Source organism: Actinomyces respiraculi (assembly GCF_014595995.2).
GTDB classification, from domain to species: Bacteria; Actinomycetota; Actinomycetes; order Actinomycetales; family Actinomycetaceae; genus Actinomyces; species Actinomyces respiraculi.
Window position 1 is genome coordinate 2,438,346 of the sequence record NZ_CP063989.1, and the last position, 20,455, is coordinate 2,458,800.

General features: G+C 71.4%; 18 protein-coding genes. 10 read left to right on the forward strand and 8 right to left on the reverse strand.

Annotated features, from left to right (window positions below; genetic code table 11):
* Positions 1–408 precede the first annotated feature (408 nt).
* Complete coding sequence (disA, locus tag ID810_RS10170; RefSeq protein ID WP_166858037.1) at positions 409–1,479, forward strand: DNA integrity scanning diadenylate cyclase DisA; 1,071 nt, start codon at positions 409–411, stop codon at positions 1,477–1,479.
* Between the two features lie 95 nt (positions 1,480–1,574).
* On the opposite strand, the gene ID810_RS10175 is transcribed toward disA, so the two are convergent.
* Positions 1,575–2,528 carry a hypothetical protein gene (locus ID810_RS10175; RefSeq protein ID WP_166858039.1) on the reverse strand — a complete coding sequence of 318 codons (954 nt, stop codon included), beginning with the start codon at positions 2,526–2,528 and terminating at the stop codon, positions 1,575–1,577.
* Between the two features lie 587 nt (positions 2,529–3,115).
* Here ID810_RS10175 and ID810_RS10180 point away from each other — a divergent pair.
* Together ID810_RS10180 and ID810_RS10185 are read left to right on the forward strand one after the other, a co-directional pair.
* Complete coding sequence (locus tag ID810_RS10180; RefSeq protein ID WP_195858786.1) at positions 3,116–3,940, forward strand: DUF6318 family protein; 825 nt, start codon at positions 3,116–3,118, stop codon at positions 3,938–3,940.
* A 380-nt stretch (positions 3,941–4,320) separates the two neighbouring features.
* Positions 4,321–4,758, forward strand: a complete 438-nt coding sequence (locus tag ID810_RS10185) for a zinc transporter (RefSeq protein WP_166858529.1) — start codon at positions 4,321–4,323, stop codon at positions 4,756–4,758.
* 104 nt (positions 4,759–4,862) lie between these two features.
* Here ID810_RS10185 and ID810_RS10190 read toward each other — a convergent pair whose 3' ends face one another.
* The 4 genes from ID810_RS10190 to ID810_RS10205 are packed head-to-tail and all read right to left on the reverse strand — an operon-like array spanning position 4,863 to position 7,763.
* Positions 4,863–5,795, reverse strand: a complete 933-nt coding sequence (locus ID810_RS10190) for an HhH-GPD family protein (protein ID WP_243856718.1) — start codon at positions 5,793–5,795, stop codon at positions 4,863–4,865.
* Positions 5,792–6,112 carry a hypothetical protein gene (locus tag ID810_RS12525; RefSeq protein ID WP_188232637.1) on the reverse strand — a complete coding sequence of 107 codons (321 nt, stop codon included), beginning with the start codon at positions 6,110–6,112 and terminating at the stop codon, positions 5,792–5,794. The genes ID810_RS10190 and ID810_RS12525 overlap by 4 nt, the downstream gene beginning before the upstream one ends.
* Positions 6,109–6,687 carry an amino-acid N-acetyltransferase gene (locus ID810_RS10200; protein WP_166858527.1) on the reverse strand — a complete coding sequence of 193 codons (579 nt, stop codon included), beginning with the start codon at positions 6,685–6,687 and terminating at the stop codon, positions 6,109–6,111. Before ID810_RS10200 ends, ID810_RS12525 begins: the two co-directional genes overlap by 4 nt.
* Complete coding sequence (locus ID810_RS10205) at positions 6,684–7,763, reverse strand: sugar-binding transcriptional regulator (protein WP_166858544.1); 1,080 nt, start codon at positions 7,761–7,763, stop codon at positions 6,684–6,686. Before ID810_RS10205 ends, ID810_RS10200 begins: the two co-directional genes overlap by 4 nt.
* A 324-nt stretch (positions 7,764–8,087) precedes the next feature.
* Here ID810_RS10205 and ID810_RS10210 point away from each other — a divergent pair, with 324 nt between their 5' ends.
* Together ID810_RS10210 and glpK are read left to right on the forward strand one after the other, a co-directional pair.
* Positions 8,088–9,812 (forward strand): glycerol-3-phosphate dehydrogenase/oxidase, encoded by a 1,725-nt coding sequence (locus ID810_RS10210; RefSeq protein ID WP_166858526.1) that lies wholly within the window; start codon positions 8,088–8,090, stop codon positions 9,810–9,812.
* Positions 9,813–9,889: 77 nt separating this feature from the next.
* Complete coding sequence (gene glpK / locus ID810_RS10215) at positions 9,890–11,485, forward strand: glycerol kinase GlpK (protein ID WP_166858524.1); 1,596 nt, start codon at positions 9,890–9,892, stop codon at positions 11,483–11,485.
* A gap of 151 nt (positions 11,486–11,636) precedes the next feature.
* Here glpK and ID810_RS10220 read toward each other — a convergent pair whose 3' ends face one another.
* From ID810_RS10220 to ID810_RS10230, 3 genes are read right to left on the reverse strand one after another with little or no spacing between them, the layout of a single operon-like run.
* Positions 11,637–11,906, reverse strand: coding sequence for a metal-sensitive transcriptional regulator (locus tag ID810_RS10220; RefSeq protein ID WP_166858522.1), 270 nt, complete (start codon positions 11,904–11,906; stop codon positions 11,637–11,639).
* A complete protein-coding gene (locus ID810_RS10225; protein ID WP_166858520.1) occupies positions 11,906–13,609 on the reverse strand; it encodes an FAD-dependent oxidoreductase in 1,704 nt (567 codons plus the stop codon). Before ID810_RS10225 ends, ID810_RS10220 begins: the two co-directional genes overlap by 1 nt.
* Positions 13,610–13,612: 3 nt before the next feature.
* The gene (locus tag ID810_RS10230) at positions 13,613–13,795 is read right to left on the reverse strand and encodes a hypothetical protein (protein ID WP_166858518.1); all 183 of its coding nucleotides are present in this window, start codon (positions 13,793–13,795) and stop codon (positions 13,613–13,615) included.
* A gap of 280 nt (positions 13,796–14,075) precedes the next feature.
* On the opposite strand from ID810_RS10230, the gene ID810_RS10235 reads away from it, so the two are divergent.
* From ID810_RS10235 to ID810_RS10255, 5 genes are all read left to right on the forward strand, one after another.
* Positions 14,076–15,746 (forward strand): L-lactate permease, encoded by a 1,671-nt coding sequence (locus tag ID810_RS10235; RefSeq protein WP_235931455.1) that lies wholly within the window; start codon positions 14,076–14,078, stop codon positions 15,744–15,746.
* 629 nt (positions 15,747–16,375) lie between these two features.
* Positions 16,376–17,179 carry a (Fe-S)-binding protein gene (locus ID810_RS10240; RefSeq protein WP_166858516.1) on the forward strand — a complete coding sequence of 268 codons (804 nt, stop codon included), beginning with the start codon at positions 16,376–16,378 and terminating at the stop codon, positions 17,177–17,179.
* 56 nt (positions 17,180–17,235) lie between these two features.
* Positions 17,236–18,843: a LutB/LldF family L-lactate oxidation iron-sulfur protein gene (locus tag ID810_RS10245; protein WP_188232639.1), complete on the forward strand. Its 1,608-nt coding sequence runs from the start codon at positions 17,236–17,238 to the stop codon at positions 18,841–18,843.
* A 2-nt stretch (positions 18,844–18,845) separates the two neighbouring features.
* Positions 18,846–19,505, forward strand: coding sequence for a LutC/YkgG family protein (locus ID810_RS10250; protein WP_166858513.1), 660 nt, complete (start codon positions 18,846–18,848; stop codon positions 19,503–19,505).
* A gap of 252 nt (positions 19,506–19,757) precedes the next feature.
* Positions 19,758–20,384 (forward strand): ATP-binding protein, encoded by a 627-nt coding sequence (locus ID810_RS10255; protein ID WP_166858511.1) that lies wholly within the window; start codon positions 19,758–19,760, stop codon positions 20,382–20,384.
* Positions 20,385–20,455 lie beyond the last annotated feature (71 nt).

Here is a 20,455-nt window from a genome sequence, read left to right on the forward strand (position 1 = left end):
GGGCCCTGCCCATGCACATGGGAGCCGAGGCACCCGAGAACACCAAACCAGAAAACCGCAGAATTCCGCGGATTCCGCCCGAGGCCGAAAAGCGTGAGCGTGCAACCCCCACCACACAGGTCGCCATAGGAGTCGCCACCACGCTACGCGAGTCACTCCCGAGCGCCATCGCCTCAGGTGGGACCAAACGCTCAGGCCTCACGTAAGCCCACTGAGCCCCGTCAGCCCCGACCCGCCATGCTGAGCCCTGATGCTCGGCTCAGGTCTCAGCGCGGAAGCTCAGCCCTCAACGCTAACTTCGCACCCCAACCTCCTACTTCAGGCCGATGCGTACCGCCCGAGGCCCCCGGATACGATGCCCACGGACGCAGGCCCGGCCATCGGGCGCCGCCACCCAGGAGACCCCTCATGACCAACGCCCACGCGAGATCCCTGCGCGACACGCTCGCCCTCATCGCCCCCGGCACCGTCCTGCGCGACGGACTCGAGCGCATTCTGCGCGGCCGCACCGGCGCGATCATCGTGCTCGGCTTCGACGAGACCGTCGAGGCCATCTCCTCGGGCGGCTTCACCCTCGACGTCGAGCTCTCCGCCGCGCGCCTGCGCGAGCTGTCCAAGATGGACGGTGCCGTCGTCATCGACCGGGACGCGAACCGCATCCGCCTGGCCAACGTCCAGCTCATGCCCAACTCCTCCATCGAGACGAGCGAGGCCGGCATGCGCCACCGCACGGCCGAGCGGGTCGCGCGTCAGACCGGTTATCCAGTGTTGTCCGTGTCCCAGTCGATGCAGATCATCTCCCTGTACGTCGATGGCATCCGGCACGTCATCGAGCCGAGCGAGGCGATCCTCGCGCGCACCAACCAGGCCCTGGCCATCCTGGAGCGCTACACGACGCGGTTGGCCCGTACCTCCTCGGGGCTGGACACCTTGGAGATCGAGGACATGGTCACCGTCCGCGACGTCGCCACCGTCCTGCAACTGCTGGAGATGGTGCGTCGTATCGCCTCCGACATCGACGACTACGTCATCGAGCTCGGCACCGACGGCCGGCTCCTGGCCCTGCAGCACGAGGAGCTGACGCGCGGACTCATGGCCGAGCGCGAGTTCCTCCTGTCTGACTACCTGCCCGCGGATCTCGACACCGCCACCGTCGACGCCCGTCTCAAGTGGGTCGGGGCCCCCGCCCTGCTCGACCTGGCGATGGTCGCCCGCTCCATGGGGCTGGGTGGCCCCGACGGCCAGGACCTCGATGCCTCCCTGTCGCCCCGGGGCCTGCGGCTGATGTCGAAGATCCCCCGACTGCCGCTGGTGACGGCGCGGGAGATCGCCGAGCACTGGGGATCCCTGCAGGGGATCCTCGGGGCCACGGTCGAGGAGCTGCAGGCGGTCGACGGCGTCGGGGCGCGCAGGGCCCGCACGGTGCGCGACGGCCTGTCCCGTCTTGCTGAGGCCTCCCTCATCGACCGTTTCGGCTGACCCGCTCCTCAGGCCCGCCCGGCCCGCAACCAGTGGGGCCGCCGTCGCCAGTGGAGACGCAGCCCATGACGCCGCAGTCGCCAACGGGTCCGACCTCAGCCGATGATGAAGACGTGCTCCCCGGTGACCGCAACGCCACCCAACTCGAGGTGGAGGACGTAGGTGCCCTCCGTGGCGACCGAGGGATCGGCAGCGGGAGTAGTCGGCCCGCCTGTCTCACCCTCGGCGCCTGCCTCGCCGTCGGCACCTGCCTCACCTTCAGCAGCCTCAGTAGGTGCGGTCGACTCGGGGGCCTGAGTCGGCGCGGGCGCCTCGGAGGCTCCACCAGTTGGCGCGCACTGCCCGGTGCTCACACGCCCGTCCCAGGTCAGAGTCGCCGTCGCGCTTTCCCCCGCGTTCACGAGGAGCAGGCGCTGCGTGGGCTCGGCCGGGCAGGAGAGCGAGTTCCACTGCCCGACGCCGCCCGAGGTGATGACGAGACCGAGGCTCGCTCCGCCGACATCAAGCAGGCAGGCCTCTGAACCCTTGTTGGTCAGCGTGGCGTTGACGCTCAGGCCCGCACCGGTCGCAACCATCGTGGGGGCGCTGGTGACAACCTCGAGCTGCTCCGCGGAGCAGGCGACGGGGTCGGGGTAGACGGTGACGACCGCCTCGGCTGCCTGTTGCTCGTCCTGCTCGCGGATCGTGTCCCGCGTCCAGGTCGCGGCGGCGAGGATCGCGTAGGAGCCCGCCGCCAGGATCGCGATGACGACGCCGATGACGAGAAGCCAGCGCAGCCAGTAGCGGGGTTGGCGCGGCTTCTGCCGGGGGGTGCGACCGCGTCGTGCGGCGGGGCGTGTCTGGGAACGTGCGACGGGGTGGCGTCCCTGGGAGGGGCGGTCCCCGGTGCGAGCCCGGCTCCGGTGGGCGGGACTTGCGGCGGCGGGGTGGCCGGGGCTTCCCGTGCGTCGGCGCTCGGCGGGCCCTGCGGTCTGGCGACTGGTTCGGGGGTCCCGCTGTGCCTCGCCCGTGCGGCGGGCGGAGGCGCTGGGCCGGGCGGTGCGTGGCACGCGCTGGGCATGCGCGCGGCCGGTTCCGGTGGGGCGGCCAGCGCCGGAGGGACGACCGGTGCCGGTGGGGCGGCCAGGGGTACCGGCCGAAGAGCCCGAGCGCCCCGCGCCGGTTGCTCCAGCGGACCGTCCTGCCGACGTCGCACCGCCCGTGCCGCGGGAAGTTCTGGATCCGTGTGCGGACCCGGGCGCCCGATTGTGGGCGGGCTTCTGCGTCCGACGGCGTGCGTCGTCCTGCGAGCTGCGTCCGGGAGCCATGGGCTGAGCCTACCGACGGGCGACAACGCTGCCTCAGCGCCCCGCCGAGTCCCCGCCCCGACCGACGGCGAAGGGTTGGGTGGGGTCGCCTGAGGGGTACTTGGTCTGGGGGATCCACAGGTGGCTGGCCAGGGACACAATCGGTCCCGACCCGCCGCGACGTAGCAGGTTGTCCACAGGTGGTGGGTTTGTGGTGGTGGTTGTGGTGGTGGCGTGGTTAGGCTCGGGGTGTTCCTGGCCCGGGGGCAGGGGCGATGGTGCCTCCCTTGTGTCCCCCGGGTGTCCCTCTTTCTCTTTCTTTTGACGCTCCCCCCTGGTGGTGATCCCTGATGAGCCTTCGTTTCCTGCGGCCCGACCCGCACGGTAGGGCCGACGAGCCCGGCCTGGCCGGCGTGGCCGACTCGTGCGGTCTGGTCGGTGGCGTGCGTGGTGGGCAGGCCGACGACGTCGAGGCCGTGGCTCAGGCGCGGCGTGCGTGGCGGCGGTTCCTGGTGCTCATGGTCGTGCTCGTGGTGGTGTGTGCTGCTGCTGGGGCCGGGGCGGCGCGCTGGTGGAGCAGCCACCGGCCGCGCGATCCCTACCCGTGGGAGACGTCGGTGGCCTCCAGCTACCGGCCACCCACCACCACACCCACGCCTGAGCTCACGCCTGAGCCGACGCCGACGTCGACGTCGTCGTTGTCAAGCCTGCTGTCGGCTGAGGAGCAGGCCCTGCGTGAGGCGGCCCTGGCCACGCCCGCACCCGAGCGGCCCGCCACCATCGACCAGTTCACCCCCGAGGGCGCCATCGCCGCCGCCGAGTACTACCTGTCCCTCTTGCGCTATGTCTACGCCACGGGAGACCTGAGCGCCTGGCAGGCCATGAGCGACCCACACTGCATCTTCTGCACCAGTGTCACCGACTATGCAATTGAGCTACACGACGCCGGTGGGTGGACCGACCCCTGGGAGCAGGAGGTCACCCCCACCACCTACGGGGCCGCCGACACCGACCTCAACATCTGGCTCATCACCCTCCACGCCACCCATCCCGAGACCGTCGAGCACGACGGCTCCGGGGGCACTAGCACCCTCGCGGCCGAGGACATCACGTTCGTTCTCCAGCTGCGCTGGGACGGAAAGACCTGGATCGTCGAAGCGGGTGAGATCCGATGACGTCACTGCCCTGGCTCACCGTCCCGACCGTCCTCAGCCTCATCCTCGCCACCCCGGTACCACCCGCAGACGACGACACCGTATGGTCAACTCACGCCGAAGGGGACCGGGCGACTGTCACCTCGACGAGCCAGACCACGGTTCCGGCTCCGGGCTCTGGTGCGCCTGCGCCGGTGTCTGGGGGTTATGTTCCTCTGGCGCAGGATGCGGCCGCGGTGTCTGCTGGTCGCGGGTGGAGTGCGTGCACGCCTACCGCCGGTGAGGTCCAGGTCGGTGTGCTGACCAAGGCTCTGGGACGGTTGTGCCCGCCGGCCCCAGAGCCTGCTGGGCAGCCAGCCGCCGCTGAGGCCGGCGCGCCCGTAAGCCTGACCGCCTCGGACGTGTCCACCCTGCTGGTCGGCGGCTCGGGCCTGGTGCGCCAGCCACCCGGGGACCAGGTGATCGTGACCATGGACCTGATCGTCTACACCAACCCCTCACCCCGGACCCTGACCACCACCATCGCCGGCACGACGGTCACGGTGGTGGCCACGCCCATCTCCTACACCTGGAGCTGGGGCGACGGCACCAGCACCACCACCACCGACCCGGGCCGGCCCTACCCCCACCAGAGCGTGGTCCACCGCTACCACAAACGCGAGACGGACGTGGTCGTCAGCCTGACCACCACCTGGGCCGCCACCTACACCATCGACGGCCAGAGCACCACCAGGCCCGTGACCGGCACCATCACCACCACCGAGACCTCCACCCCCTTCACCCTCATCCGCCTGACCTCCATCCTGACCGACGACGCCGAGGAAGCCATGGGCCACTAACCCCACCAACCCCGCCGAACACCTCGCCTCGCTGCCGAACGCAACGACGACCCACCGCACGCTCCAGAGCAAAACGACAGCCTCCGCAGGCACGAGGACGCCGGTCAAGGCAGACAGTAGGTCCCACCACCATCACCGGTGCTGATAAGCCCATCAGCAAGCAAACCAGCCAAGACCCGCTGAGGCTGGTCCGGATCCACCTGGTCAGGACGCCCCACCCGGTCGGCCCTGCCCGCCACGCCTGACCGGCCTGCCGGAGCCACATGGTCGGCCCGGTGACCCTGGTCCCGGTCGGCTCGCCCCGCCCGGTCCGCGCGCGTCGGCCCATCGGCGGGCTCCGCGCCCCGGGAGCCCGCGAGCGCGGCGGCTTGGAGCAGGACCTCGCGTCCCACCGCAGTCCCCGCCGGTGCCTCGCGCAGCCGAGCCATGACAAGGCCGCGGGCCTGGCGGTCCGTGCCGTGCCAGGACTGGGTGCGGCGCCGGGAGGCGTGCTCGTCGGCCGGCTGGCCGGCGGCGAGCCAGGCGCAGCGATCGCGCCAGGGGCACTGGTCGCAGCGCGGGGCGCGCGCGGTGCACACGAGGGCGCCCAGCTCCATGACGGCGGCGGACCAGATCGAGCCCTCGGTGTCGGATGCGGGCTGGAGGGCGTCGGCGCGGTCGGTCTCGGCCCGGGTGAGGGTGGGCGGGGCCAGGGCCGTGCCCGCGTGGACGCGGGCGAGGACCCGGCGCACGTTCGTGTCGAGGGTCAGGGCCCTGCGCCCGTGGGCGAAGGCGAGGACGGCCCCGGCCGTGTAGGGGCCGATGCCCGGCAGGGCGAGCAGGGCGTCGCCATCCTGTGGCAGGACGCCGTTGTGCTGCTCGACGACGGTGCGGGCCATCTCGATCAGGCGCAGCGCCCGGCGCGGGTACCCCAGGCGGCCCCACACGCGCAGGACCTCGCCGGTGTCCGCTGCGGCCAGCGCGGCCGGGTCGGGCCAGCGGTCCAGCCACTCGCGCCAGGCGGGCAGGACGCGCTCGACGGGGGTCTGCTGACTCATGACCTCGCAGACGAGGACGGCGTAGGGCTGGTGCCGGGCCGCCTCCACGGCAGGTCTCGGGCGTGCTCGCGGTACCAGTTGATGACCTCGCGGGCCGCCTCGGGCCCGGCGACGCCGGTGGACGGGGCCCGCTGCGCCCCGACGTCGACACCGCCGGCGGCACCGTCACGCGATCCGGCGGCGGTACCGTCACGCGACTCGACGGCGCCCCCGCCCTCCCCGCGCGCGGCCCCGCGTGCCCCGCCGTCGGACCCAACCACAGCCCCGCCGTCGGCACCATCCACGGCCTCGCTAGCCCCCTTGCCCTCGCCGCTCACAGCTCAAGCAGCATGCGGGTGTTGCCCAGGGTATTGGGCTTGACGCGCGCGAGGTCAAGGAACTCGGCGACGCCGTCGTCGTGGGAGCGGACCATCTCGCTGAAGACGTCGGTGCCCACGGGCGTGCCCGCAATCGGCCTGAAGCCGTGCGCCTGGAAGAAGTCGACCTCAAAGGTCAGGCAAAAGACCCGTCGCAGGCCCAGCGCGCGAGCCTGCTCCACAAGTCGGGCCAACAGGGCCGAGCCGAGCCGACGGTGCAGGTGGTCGGGCCGCACGGCGAGGGTGCGGACCTCGGCGATGTCGTCCCACATGACGTGCAGGGCCCCGCAGCCGACCACCTCATGGGCGCCGGGGGTCGCACCGTGCTCGCCGCCATGGCCGGTCTCGGCAACGCTGAACTCCTGGATGTCCTCGAAGTAGCTGATGAGGTCCTTGGAGATGAGGATGCGGCGATCGGCGTAGGGGCGCACGAGCTCGCAGATGGCGCGGGCATCGCGCGGCATGGCGGGACGCAGAACGATGCCGCCGTCGAGGGCCTTGACCGCATGGCTGGCGCGGACGGTGGAGGGGGTCATGTCCTGTCCTTCCGGTGACTGAGTGCCAGAACGGCGCGGGCGGTGGCGTCGTCGACGACGAGGTCGGTGGCGACCCGGGCACGCAGGGCCGCGAGCGCGGCGCGGGCCTTGCCGGTGCCGGCCACGACGCACAGTCTGCGCGGGATGCGGGCGAGCTGGGCGGGTGTGGGGCCGGTGGCCCGGGCGTTGAGGTCGATGTCACGCCAGGTGCCGTCGGCGCGCAGGAGGACGGTGCACACGTCCCCGACGACCTCCTCGCGGTGGACGACGGCGAGGTCCACGCGGGTGAGGTGGCCCCCGGAGTAGACCTGGCTGGGCAGGTCCGAGCTGAGCGAGCCGACGCCGAAGACGGCGATGCGGGCGCGGGAGGCGACGGCGAGGACGCGTTTGACCGAGCGTTCGGACCACATGGCCCGGCGTGTGGCGACCTGGTCGAAGAAGGCGGGCACGGGGAAGGCGATGGTCCGTGCGCCCAGGGACTGGCCCATGCGCGACAGGACGTCGCCTGCGCTGGGCCCCTCGCGCAGGGGGTCGGAGGCGCCGTTGAGCTGGACGAGGGTGAGTCCGGGCACGCGCCGGGTGGGCAGGGCCGCACTAAGCTCTCCCATGGTGGTGCCCCAGGCGACGCCGACGACGAACCCGCCGTCCGTGGTTGGGGCGGCCTCGTGGCCAACGGCGGCCGGCCCGTGGGACCCGACGGCAGTGGACCCGCTGGAGCCGACGGCGGTGGGCCCGCTCGGACCAGTGGACCCGACGGCAGTGGACCCGCTGGAGCCGACGGCGGTCTGGGTGGCCTCGGCGTCGATCATCTCGGTGAGGGTCGTGGCGGCGACGGCGGCGACCTGCTGGAGGCGGTGGATCTCGGTGGCGCCCTCTCGCACATGGACGATGCGGGCGCGCACCCCGTACTCGTCGAGGAAGCGGCGCTCGAGGCTTCCGGCGGCGCCGGGCTCGCGCAGCTCGATGCGCACGACGCCCTCGTCGCGGGCTCGGGCGAGCAGGCGAGAGACGGTGGAGCGGGAGACGCCCAGGTGATGGGCGATGACCTCCATGGTCTCGCCCTGCGCGTAGTACATCGAGGCGGCGGTGTAGACGGCGCCGGGGCTCGTCGTGGCCGGGGCCTTGCTCCGGGCAGAGGTCGCGCTCGCGGCGGAGGTGGCCGTGCGGGAGACGGCTGGGGCGGCCGGAGTCGTGCTTCGGGCAGAGGCGGTTGCGCTGCGGCCGGGGCTCGGGTCGGTCACGGCGTTGCTGCGGGCGGTGGGCATCGTTCCAGCGCCTCCTCTCCGGCTGTGCACGTTCGTGCAGGACGCTTGCTCATCCTCGCACACCCTCGTGATCCTGGAGGTGGACACCTGACGAAGCGCCCGCGCACCCCGCGGCGCCCGACCCGAGGAGTAGCCATGAGCAGCACCAGCCACGTCGACAGCGCCCTGACCACCGCCCAGCGCAGCGCCGCACTGGAGGCCATGAGCGCACCGGAGGGCCTCGATGTCCTCGTCGTGGGTGGGGGCGTCACCGGCGCGGGCATCGCGGTGGACGCCGCCAGCCGAGGCCTGCGCACCGGCATCGTCGAGATGGGCGACTGGGCCTCGGGCACCTCCTCGTGGTCCTCCAAGCTCGTCCACGGCGGCCTGCGCTACCTCTACCAGCTCAACTTCGCCCTCGTGCACGAGTCCCTCACCGAGCGCGGCCGCCTACTGACCCGCACCGCCCCCCACCTGGTCAAGGCCCAGCCCTTCCTCTGGCCCCTCAAGCACCAGGTCGAGCGCTCCTACTCCGCCGTCGGCATCGGCATGTACGACGCCCTGGCCCTGGCCGGCGCCCGCGGCCACCAGACCGTCCCCATCCAGAAGCACCTGGGCCGCAAGGGCACCAAGACCCTGGCCCCCGCCCTGGACACCTCCCAGCTCGCCGGCGCCATCCAGTTCTACGACGCGCGCGTCGACGACGCCCGCCTCGTCATCGACCTCGTGCGCACCGCCGTCGGCCTGGGCGCCTTCGCCGCCAGCCGCACCAAGGTCACCGGCTTCCTGCGCCAGGGGGGCAGCGTCACCGGCGCCGTCGTCACCGACCTCGAGACCGGGCAGTCTCGCGAGATCCGCGCCCGCCAGGTCATCAACGCCACCGGCGTGTGGACCGAGGCCACCCAGGACCTGGCCACCAGCGAGGGCGGCCTGAAGGTCCTCGCCTCCAAGGGCATCCACGTCGTCGTGCCCAAGGAGGCCATCGACGCCGAAACCGGCATCTTCCTGCGCACCGAGAAGTCCGTCCTGTTCATCATCCCGTGGCCGCGCTACTGGGTCATCGGTACGACGGACACCCCGTGGAGCGAGGACGTTGCCAAGCCGGTGGCGACCTCCGCGGACATCGACTACGTCCTGGAGCACGCCAACGCCGTCCTCGAGCGCCCGATCAGCCGCGAGGACGTCATCGGCGTGTACGCCGGGCTGCGCCCGCTGCTGCAGCCCCGCCTGCGGCCCGGGGCGGGGACCTCCTCCACCAAGGTCTCGCGCGAGCACACGGTTACCCGCATCGTGCCGGGCCTGACGGCCATCGCCGGCGGCAAGCTCACCACCTACCGGGTCATGGCCGCCGACGCCGTCGACCACGCCCTGGGTGAGGCGGGGGCCAAGGCTCACCCCTCCGCCACGGCTGACCTGCCGCTGGTCGGTGCCGCCGGTTACCACCAGCTCGTGGGCCGGGCCGGTGACATCGCCCGCGATCGCGGCTGGACGCTGGCGCGCGTGACCCACCTGCTCGACCGCTACGGCGACGAGGTGCCCGCCCTGCTCGAGACGATCGACGCCGAGCCGGGACTGGGCGAGCCGCTGGCCGTCGAGCCCGCCTTCCTCAAGGCGGAGGTCGCCTGGGCCGTGACCCATGAGGGTGCCGCACACCTCGACGACGTGCTCCTGCGGCGCGTACGCCTGGACATGGAGCGCCGCGACCACGGCCTGGGCGCCGCGGACGAGATCCTGGAGATCATGGCCCCGCTGCTCGGCTGGGACGAGGCCGCCGTCGCAGCCGAGAAGGCCGCCTACGCGGCCCGGGTCGAGCAGGTCCTCGCCGCCGAGAAGCAGGCGAGTGACGCCGCCGCCGTCGCCCAGGTCCAGGTCTCCATTTGACACACTCCAAGCAGCACCTCGACCCGCCGACCCGACTCACCGACCAGCCAGCCAGACTCACCCAGGGAGCCCAGACGATGACGTCCCCCAGCCCCACACCGACCACCGGCGACACCGCCCACTACGTGCTCGCCATCGACCAGGGCACGACCTCCTCGCGCGCGATCCTCTTCGACCACGCCGGCTGCGTCATCGCCGTCGACCAGGCCGAGCACGACCAGATCCTGCCGCGGGCCGGCTGGGTGGAGCACGACGCCATGCAGATCTGGGCCAACGTGCGCGCCGTCGTCGGCGGGGTCCTGACGAAGGCGGAGGTCAACCGCCACGAGATCGCCGCCGTGGGGCTGACGAACCAGCGTGAGAGCGTCGTCGTGTGGGACCGGATGACGGGCGAGCCCGTCTACCACGTCATCGTCTGGCAGGACACGCGCACGCAGGCCATCTGCGACCGTCTGGCGGCGGCCTCCCCGCGCGCCGCCCAGGCACCGGACGGCGCGCACGACTACGACCGTTACAAGGAGCGGGTGGGTCTGGGGCTGGCGACCTACTTCGCCGGCCCGAAGGTCGCCTGGATCCTGGAGAGCGTCGAGGGTGCGCGCGAGCGGGCCGAGGCCGGGGACCTGCTCATGGGCACGATGGACTCGTGGGTCCTGTGGAACCTCACGGGCGGCGTCAACGGCGGTGTGCACGCCACGGACGTCACCAACGCCTCGCGCACGATGCTCATGAACATCGACACCCTCGACTGGAACGAGGAGATCTGCGCGGACATGGGCATCCCACTGTCCATGCTGCCCGAGATCCGCCCGTCGGCCACGGTCTACGGCTACGGCAGGCGCAACGGCCTGCTGGTGGACACGCCGATCGCCGGGATCCTGGGTGACCAGCAGGCGGCGACCTTCGGGCAGGCCTGCTTCGAGAAGGGGCAGGCGAAGAACACCTACGGCACGGGCTGCTTCATGCTCATGAACACCGGCACGCGGCCGGTGCGCAGCGACAACGGCCTGCTCACCACCGTCGCCTACCAGATCGAGGGCGAGGCGCCCGTGTACGCCCTGGAGGGCTCGATCGCGGTGGCGGGATCGCTCGTGCAGTGGTTGCGCGACAACCTCGGCATCATCAGGGACTCGCGTGAGGTCGAGGAGCTGGCCCGCAGCGTCGAGGACAACGGCGGCGCCTACATCGTCCCGGCCTTCTCCGGGCTCTTCGCCCCACACTGGCGCCCCGACGCGCGCGGCGTGCTCGTGGGCCTGACCCGCTTCGTCAACAAGGGGCACATCGCGCGCGCCGTCGAGGAGGCCACCGCCTACCAGGCCCGCGAGGTGCTCGAGGCCATGAACCGCGACGCCGCAGCCACGGGCTCGCACCTGACCGAGCTCAAGGTCGACGGCGGCATGACCCGCGACGAGCTGCTCATGCAGTTCCAGGCGGACCAGGTGGGCGTGCCGGTGGTGCGCCCGCGCGTGGCGGAGACGACGGCGCTGGGGGCCGCCTACGCGGCGGGTATCGCCGTCGGCTTCTGGTCCTCCACCCAGGACGTCGTCGACAACTGGGCCGAGGGTCGTCGCTGGGAGCCGCACATGCCCGAGGCCGAGCGTGAGCGCCTGTTCCGCAACTGGCGCAAGGCGGTGGCGCGCACCCTGAACTGGGTGGACGACGACGTCGTCGAGTAGCCCCGGCGGCTCCGGTAGTTCCGGCGGGCCGAGTGGGTCGGGTGGCCGGCTGGGCCGAGCGGCCCGGTGCCCCTGCGGCTGGCTCAGCCCAGACCCGAAAGACCGGTCCCGGGACCCGCAACTCGGACCCCGGGACCAGCCTCAGGACAGCTCAGGACAGCGAGAGGAACAGCTTCTCCAGGCGTTTGATGTCCATGCCCTTACCGGAGGGATCGTCCTCGTAGCAGGAGCGCAGCCCCGCCGCGATGACGGCGAAGCCGACACGGTCCACGGCCTTGGACACGGCAGCGATCTGCGTGATGACGTCCTCGCAGTCACGCCCCTCCTCGAGCATGCGGATGATGCCGTCGAGCTGGCCGCGGGCCCGCTTGAGACGCATGATGGTCGGACGCAGCTCCTCGGAGTCGAGCTCGACAGTCATCAGCGCGTCTGCCCCGGCTCGGAGCCCGTCACGCCGGTGCCGTTGACGGAGGACCAGGTGCGCCAGCCGCCGTCGAGGTTGCGCACCTCGCGCCCCCGCTGGAGCAGCAGGCGCGCGGCGACGTGACCGCGCAGGCCCACCTGGCAGGAGACGATGAGCGGGCCGTCGGGCAGCTCGTCCAGGTGCTCGCGCATGCCGTCGACGCTGATGTTGACAGCGCCGGGGATGTGGCCCCGCTCGTACTCGGCGGGGCTGCGCACGTCAACGACGCTCGCACCGGCGGCCACGGCCTCGTCAAGCTCGTGCCACTGGATCGTCGGGGTCAGGCCGGACAGCGTGTTGTCCGCGACGAGCCCGAGCATCGTCACCGGGTCCTTGGCCGAGCCGAAGGGCGGGGCGTAGGTGGTCTCGAGGTTGGCGAGGTCAGGAGCCGTCAGGCCCCCACGGATCGCGGTGGAGATGACGTCGATGCGCTTGTCGACGCCGACCGGGCCCACGCCCTGGGCGCCGAGGATGCGTCCGGTTCCGGCCTCGGCAATGAGCTTGAGGCTCATCGACTGGGCGCCGGGGTAGTAGCCGGCGTGGTCGGAGGGGTGGACGTGGACGACGGCGATGTCCATGCCCGCGGCGCGCGCCCGCTTCTCGCTCCACCCGGTCATGGCGACCTGGAGGCCGAGGACGCCGACGATGGCGGTGGCGATGGTGGGCACGGAGTGCGCCGGACGGCCGACGATCGAGTCGGCGATGACCCTGCCGTGCCGGTTGGCGGTCTGGGCGAGGGCGACGAAGGCCGGGGCGCCGTCGATGGCGCCCGTCTTGACGGCGGCGTCGCCGGCGGCCCAGATGGCGGGGTCGCTCGTGCGCTGCTCGGCGTCGACGACGATGCCGCCACGCTCATCGACCTCGAGCCCGGCCTCACGGGCGAGTGCGGAGTCGGGGCGGACGCCGACGGCGACGACGGCGACGTCAGCGGGCACGCTCGTGCCGTCGGTGAGCAGGGCCTCGCGCTCGGTGAAGGAGGCGACGGACACGCCGGTGCGCACCGCGATGCCGGCCTCGGTCAGGCGCTGGGCGACGGGGGCGGCCATCTCCACGTCCAGCGGGGGCAGGACCTGGTCCGCCAGCTCGACGACGGTGACGTCCAGGCCCTTGTGGTGCAGGTTCTCGGCCGTCTCGATGCCGATGAAGCCGGCACCCAGGACGAGGGCGGAACGGGCGGGGGCGCCGTCGGGACCACCGGTGGCGACCGCGCCAGCCAGGGCGTCGGCGTCGGCGACGTCACGCAGGGTCAGGGCACGCTCGATGCCGGGGACCGGGGGCACGAAGGGGCGGGCGCCGGGGGCCAGGACGAGGGCGTCGTAGGGCAGCTCCTCCTCGCTGGTGGCGCCGTCGGGGGCGGTGGTGCGCACGCGGACGGTGCGGGCCTCGCGGTCGATGCTGAGGGCCTCGGTGCGCACGCGCACGTCGATGTCGAAGCGCTTGCGCAGGGAGTCGGGGGTCTGAAGGAGGAGGTCGTCGCGCTCCTCGATGACGCCGCCGACGTAATACGGCAGGCCGCAGTTGGCGAAGGAGACGTGCTCGCCGCGCTCAAGGACGGTGATGCTCGCGGTCTCGTCGAGGCGGCGCAGGCGGGTGGCGGCGCTCATGCCTGCGGCGACGCCACCGATGACGAGGACCCGGCGGGTGGGGGTCGGGCTGGTCATCGGTCAGCGGCCCCCGAGCAGACGGCCGAGGAACCCGCCGGTGGGGGTGGCGCCGGCCTTGGGGGCGTTGCGGTCGCAGGTGCACCACTGGGAGGCGGGGACGGAGGCCTTAACGGACTCGACGTGCTGGCCGCAGCCGGCCCAGGTGGTCTTGCCGCAGGTCTTGCAGGTCACGGGACGGCACATGGGAGGGTCCTTTCGTATCGGTGCCCGTGGAAGTCTGGCAGGCCGCCTCTCGCGACCGGTGCAGACTCTCCCCGGGGTGTCGCAACACCCGAAGCGTATACCCCCAGGGGTATCCAGTCCACCCGGGCGGCACGTGATCTCGCTCCGTTTACGCGCCCCCGCCCAGGGTGAAGGCCCGCCCGGCTCGTACACACCCGCCCAAGGTGGAAGAATCGGCCCGTCCCAACCGGGACCCTGACCTGACAACGATGTCCCGCTCCCGACCCTGGAAGTGATCCACGTGAGCCCCACCCCCCTGAGCGTCCTCGCGCCGCTCTCCTTCACCCCCTCGACCACCGCCGTCGGCGGCAACGTCTTCATCTCCGCGATCGTCGGGCTGCTGCCCCTCATCGTGTTCTTCGTCCTCATGGGCGTGTTCAAGGTCAAGACGCACTGGTGCTCACTCATCGCGCTCGTCCTGTCGATATTCATCGCCGTGGCCGCCTTCCACATGCCGGTGGGCATGAGCCTGCTGTCCGCCACCCAGGGCGCCACCATGGGCCTGATGCCGATCGTCTACATCATCGTGGCGGCCGTATGGCTCTACAACCTCACCGAGACCTCCGGCCGCGCCGAGGACCTCAAGTCCGTCTTCGACCTCATCGGTAAGGGCGACCAGCGCGCCCAGGCCCTTATCGTCGCCTGGTGCTTCTCCGGCCTGCTCGAGGGCCTCGCCGGCTTCGGCGCCCCCGTCGCCATCACCTGCGCCATGCTCCTGTCCCTCGGGATGCCCAAGATCAAGGCCGCGGTCGTCGCCATGGTCGGCAACGGCATCAACGTCGGTTTCGGCGCCATGGCGATTCCGGTGACGACGGCCGGCCGGCTCGGTGGCGAGGACCCCGTCGCCGTCGCCGCCGTCATGGGCCACATGACCGCGATCATCGCCATCGCCGTCCCGCTCGTCCTGCTGTTCGTCATCGACGGGATGCGCGGTGTCAAGCAGCTGTGGCCGCTCGCCCTCGCCGGCGGCGCCGCCATGGCAGCAGGCCACTTCTTCGTCTCCCAGTTCTCCTACGAGCTCACGGCGGTCTCGGCCGCCCTGTTCTCCCTCATCGTCTGCACACTCTTCCTCGCCGTGTGGACCCCGCGTACCCCCGAGGACGCCCGCACGAGCGTCAACGAGACGGACCGTCCCGACGCCGGGCGCATCAGCCTGGCCCTGCTGCCCTACGTCCTCGTCGTCGTCATCATCGCGACCACCAAGCTCGTCCGCCCCCTGTCCGCCTTCCTGTCCTCCACGGACGTCAAGATTCCCTGGCCCGGCATCTACGGCAACCTGCTCACCCCCGCGGGTGAGCCCGCGAGCTCGGCGATCTACACCCTGCAGACCCTGTCCAACCCGGGCACGTGGATCTTCGTCACCGGGCTGGTCGTCGCCGTCGTCTACGGTCGCCTCTCCTCCGGCGGCCGCTTCCAGACCTCCGTCTCCCAGATGCTCATGGTCCTGCCGCGCACGATCCACAACCTCAGACTCTCGATCCTCACCATCGCCCTGGTGATGTCACTGGCCTACGTCATGAACTTCTCGGGCCAGACGACCGCCGTCGGCGCAGCCCTGGCGTCCACGGGCGCGGCCTTCGCCTTCATCTCGCCGACCCTGGGTTGGCTGGGCACGGCGGTTGCCGGGTCGGCGACCTCGGCGGGCGCCCTCTTCGCCAACCTCCAGGCCACCGCCGCTGCGGGTGCCCACCTCGACCCGCAGGTGCTCCTGGCCGCCAACACGGCCGGCGGCGGCTTGGGCAAGCTCGTGTCCCCGCAGAACCTGGCGGTGGCAACCTCCGCCCTCGATGCTCCCGACCAGGACGCGGAGATCCTCAAGAAGGTCGCCCCCTACTCGATCGTCTTCCTCCTGGTGCTGTGCACGATCACCCTGCTGGCCTCCACCGGGGTGCTCGGCTTCTACATGCCCTGACCCGCCCGGCCCGATCCCCGCCCGCCCGGTCCCCGCCCGGCCCGCCCGGAGGGGGCTTGCACGCTCATGTGACTGGTGTGATGTGGCGGATTCTGATTTTTCGTTGGTAGTCCGCCGTTTGGGCCGTTTTGTCGAAAACGGCTTCTGCGGCTCCCATGTGCGTGGACCTTGCCCATGCACATGGGAGCCGAAGCACTCGAGAACGCCAAACCAGAAAACCGCATGATTCCGCGGATTTTGTCCGAGGCCCGAAAGCGTGAGCGTGCAAGATCCCCAGCACGGTTCCTCGCGGGAGTCGTGACGCTCGTATGCCGGGGCTTCTGGGACTGGTCGCGGGTGAGGCCCACCCGGCTGTCCCGTCGTCGTTGACCTCGCGGTCGGCACCACCCATCGGCGCGAACCGCAGGACAAAACCCAAGCCACCGCTTGCGCAATTTCCCCGCCACCGAGCCCGCGCGGCAGCACGACGTCACTGCCGCCGCTGACACGACACCGTGACTTTTCCCCACGGCACCGGTGTTTCAGCATTCGAGACATCGCGGTTGTCCGCGCCCGAGCCGAGGCGGGTGCCACACGCCCCTACCCTGAACCCGCCTCGTCAACGACGTCGTGGAGGAAGGACACCACCCGTGCGCATCGCACTGTTCGCGACATGTCTCGCAGACGCCATGTTCACCCAGGCCGCACAAGCGACCGTTAGCATCCTCGAGCGCCTGGGACACGAGGTGGTGTTCCCCGAAAGGCAGGTCTGCTGCGGCCAGATGCACGCCAACACCGGCTACTTCGACCAGGCCGCCGAGATCATCCGCAACCACGTCGACACCTTCGAGCCAGTCCTCGACCACCAGTGGGACGCCATCGTCGTCCCCTCCGGCTCCTGCGCCGGAGCCGCCCGCCACGAGCAGCGCATCGTCGCCGACCACGTCGGGGACACAGCCCTGGCCACGCAGGTCGACCGCATCGGCGCCCACACCTACGACCTGTCCGAGCTGCTCGTCGACGTCCTGGGCCTGACCGACGTCGGCGCCTACTTCCCCCACACGGTCACCTACCACCCCACCTGCCACTCGGTGCGCGTCGCCCACGTCGGCGACCGCCCCTACCGGCTCCTGGAGGCCGTCGAGGGACTGACCCTCATCGACCTGCCCGAGAAGGAGGTCTGCTGCGGCTTCGGCGGCACCTTCTCGGTCAAGAACCCCGAGGTCTCCACCGCGATGGTCTCCCAGAAGGCCGCGAACGTCATGTCCACCCGGGCCGAGGTGCTGTGCACCGGCGACTACTCCTGCATGATGAACATCGGCGGGGCCCTGTCCCGCGTTCAGTCCGGCGTGCGCGTCATGCACCTGGCCGAGATCCTCGCCTCCACCAAGGAGGCCCCCTTCCAGGGCAACATCTCCTTCGCCCCCGCTAGCGCACAGGTGGTGTCACGATGACTCAGACCGACCAGCCCCGCACCTCCACATCCGCCACGCAGCCCACCTTCCTGGGCATGCCCGGGACGAGCACGTCCCAGACCCCGGAGGTCCACACCGGCGGTTGGCGCACCACCGTCAACATCCCCGAGGACGCCCTGCGCTGGGGCCCCACCTTCCGTGAGGGCGCCCAGAAGACCCTCGCCAACACCCAGATGCGCCGCAACCTCGGCCACGCCACCCGCACCATCCGCAACAAGCGGCAAATGCGCGTGGACGAGATGCCGGACTGGGAGGACCTGCGCAACGCCGCCGAGGCCGTCAAGTTCGAGGTCGCCTCCCGCCTGCCCGAGCTGCTCGAGCAGTTCGAGGCCAATGTCACCGCCCACGGCGGCATCGTCCACTGGGCGCGCGACGCCGCCGAGGCCAACAAGATCATCACCCAGATCCTGCGCTCCAAGGGCTGCGACGACGTCGTCAAGGTCAAGTCCATGGCCACCCAGGAGACGAACCTCAACGAGCACCTGAAGTCCGAGGGCATCACCGCCCACGAGACGGACCTGGCCGAGATGATCGTCCAGCTCGCCGACGACATGCCCTCGCACATCGTCGTGCCCGCCATCCACCGCAACCGCTCCGAGGTGCGCGGCATCTTCCTCGACCGCATGGACGACGCTCCCGAGGACCTGTCCGACACGCCCGAGGAGCTGGCCGGGGCCGCCCGCGCCCACCTGCGCAAGAAGTTCCTGCACGCCCCCGTCGCCATCTCCGGCACCAACATGGGCATCGCAGAGACCGGCACCGTCTCGATCTTCGAGTCCGAGGGCAACGGCCGCATGTGCCTGACCCTGCCGGACACGCTCATCACCCTCATGGGCATCGAGAAGCTCGTCCCCCGCTACCAGGACGCCGAGATCTTCACCCAGCTCCTGCCGCGCTCCGCCACCGGCGAGCGCATGAACCCCTACACCTCCATGTGGACCGGCGTCACCCCCGGTGACGGCCCGCAGGAGTTCCACCTCATCCTCATGGACAACGGGCGCACCAAGGTCCTGTCGGATGCCATCGGACGCCAGGCCCTGGCCTGCATCCGCTGCGGCTCCTGCATGAACATCTGCCCCGTCTACCAGCACACCTCCGGCCACGCCTACGGCTCGGTCTACCCCGGGCCCATCGGTGCGATCCTCACCCCGCAGCTGACCCAGGGACTTGCCGACGACGATCCTGTCCACACCCTGCCCTTCGCCTCCTCCCTGTGCGGGGCCTGCGGCGAGGTGTGCCCCGTCAAGATCGACATCCCGACGATCCTCATCCACCTGCGCGCCCGCTCCGTGGAGCTCAAGCGCCGCACGGTACCCGACATCTGGGACCTGGCGATGGGCGTCACCAGCCCGGCGATGAGCAACAGCAAGCTCTGGAACCTCGTCGACCAGGGCGCCAAGGCCACCCGCCTGCTCGGCGGGAAGAAGGGTCGCATCGGCCACATGCCGCTGCCCGTCATCGAGGGCTGGACCGGCTCGCGCGACGTGCCCGTCACGCCCAAGGAGTCCTTCCGCGAGTGGTGGAAGCGCACTCACCCGGGCTCGGACGCCTACGCGCCGCGAACGGACGCCCCCGTCATGGGCATCCCGCTCGCCGGCCCGAAGGGCATGACCACCCGCACCAACGACGATGAGGAGGCCTGAGCATGGACGCCAAGACCGCCATCCTCGCCCGCGCCCGCGACGCCATCTCCCGCTCGCAGCAGGGGCGTCCGGTGCGCGATATTCCGCGCGACTACATCCGCCAGGGCACGCACGCCCCGGGCTCGGAGCCGGTCGTCGAGGACATGATCGACAAGCTCGAGGACTACTCGGCGAAGGTCGTCCGGGCGAGCGAGGACGCCAAGGTCGCCGACGCGATCGACGCCTTCCTCACCGACCAGGGGGCCAGGAGCGTCGTCGTGCCCGCCGGCCTGCCCGAGGGGTACAAGGAGGCCGCCGCCCGCGGCGGGCGCACCGTGCGCGAGGACTCACGCGAGGATCCGATCCCCACGCTCGAGCTCAACGAGATCGACGCCGTCGTCACCTGCTCGCGGGTCTCCATCTCCCTGTCCGGCACGATCTGCCTCGACGGCGAGCCGGACCAGGGGCGTCGCGCCATCACGCTGGTGCCCGACACGCACGTCGTCGTCATCGAGCGCGAGATGATCATGCCGACGGTCCCCCAGGCCGTGGACGTGCTGGGACAGCACCCGACCCGCCCGACGACGTGGATCGCCGGCGGCTCGGCCACCAGCGACATCGAGCTCGTGCGCGTCAACGGTGTGCACGGCCCGCGCAACCTGCGCGTTGTCATCGCGCATTGACGCACGACCGAGACCGGCCCGAACGGGTCGCCCCACAAGCCGCCGGGGCGGTGGAGAGCATGACTCCCACCGCCCCGGCGTTTGTGTGTGCCGCCCGCGGCAGGACGCCGGAGCGGGGGGGGCCGGCCGCGGGCTCCTGCGCGGACGTGTCCGACCTCGTCGAGCCACCGCATCCCGACCGCACGAGGGCACCGGTGAGGACCACCGCGCCCCGGCGCGCGGAAGTCGGGTGCTCTCGTAGGCTGGGGCTCCGTGAGCCCCCGCGTCATCCTCCTCACCGGCCCGTCCGGCTCCGGCAAGACCTCCCTGCTGCGCCGCGTCGGCGCCAGGCGCCTCAACCTCGACCACTTCTACCGCGACGGCGTTGAGCCGGGCATGCCCCTGCTCGACGGCACGCTCTCGGGAGCCGACGGCGTGGGCGCCGCCAAGGCCACGAGCCTCATCGACTGGGACCACCCGGCCTCCTGGGACGCCGAGCGCGCGATGACGGCCATCCGGGAGCTGTGCACCAGCGGACGCACCCGGGTGCCCGTCTACTCCCTGCCCGACAACGCGACCGTCGGCCACGAGGAGCTCGACATCGGTCAGGCCAGGGTCTTCGTCGCCGAGGGGATCTTCGCCGCCGAGTTCATCGAACGCTGCCGGGCCGAGGGGCTGCTGGCCGACGCGCTCGTCCTGTGCCGCCCGCGGGTGCAGACCTGGTGGTTCCGTCTGCGCCGCGACCTGGCCGAGCACCGCAAGCCGCTGCCGGTGCTGCTCACACGGGGCCTGCGGCTGGCGCACCTGGAGGGTAGGACGATCGCCCACTGGGTGCATCAGGGCTGCCGGCCGGTCTCACGCCGCGAGTGCGAGGCCACCATCACCCGGGCCCTCACCTGACGGAGAGCACCGCACGCCCTGTCCGCCGTCGACCTGAAGGGCGCGCACCCTCACCGGACGGGGAGCGGTGT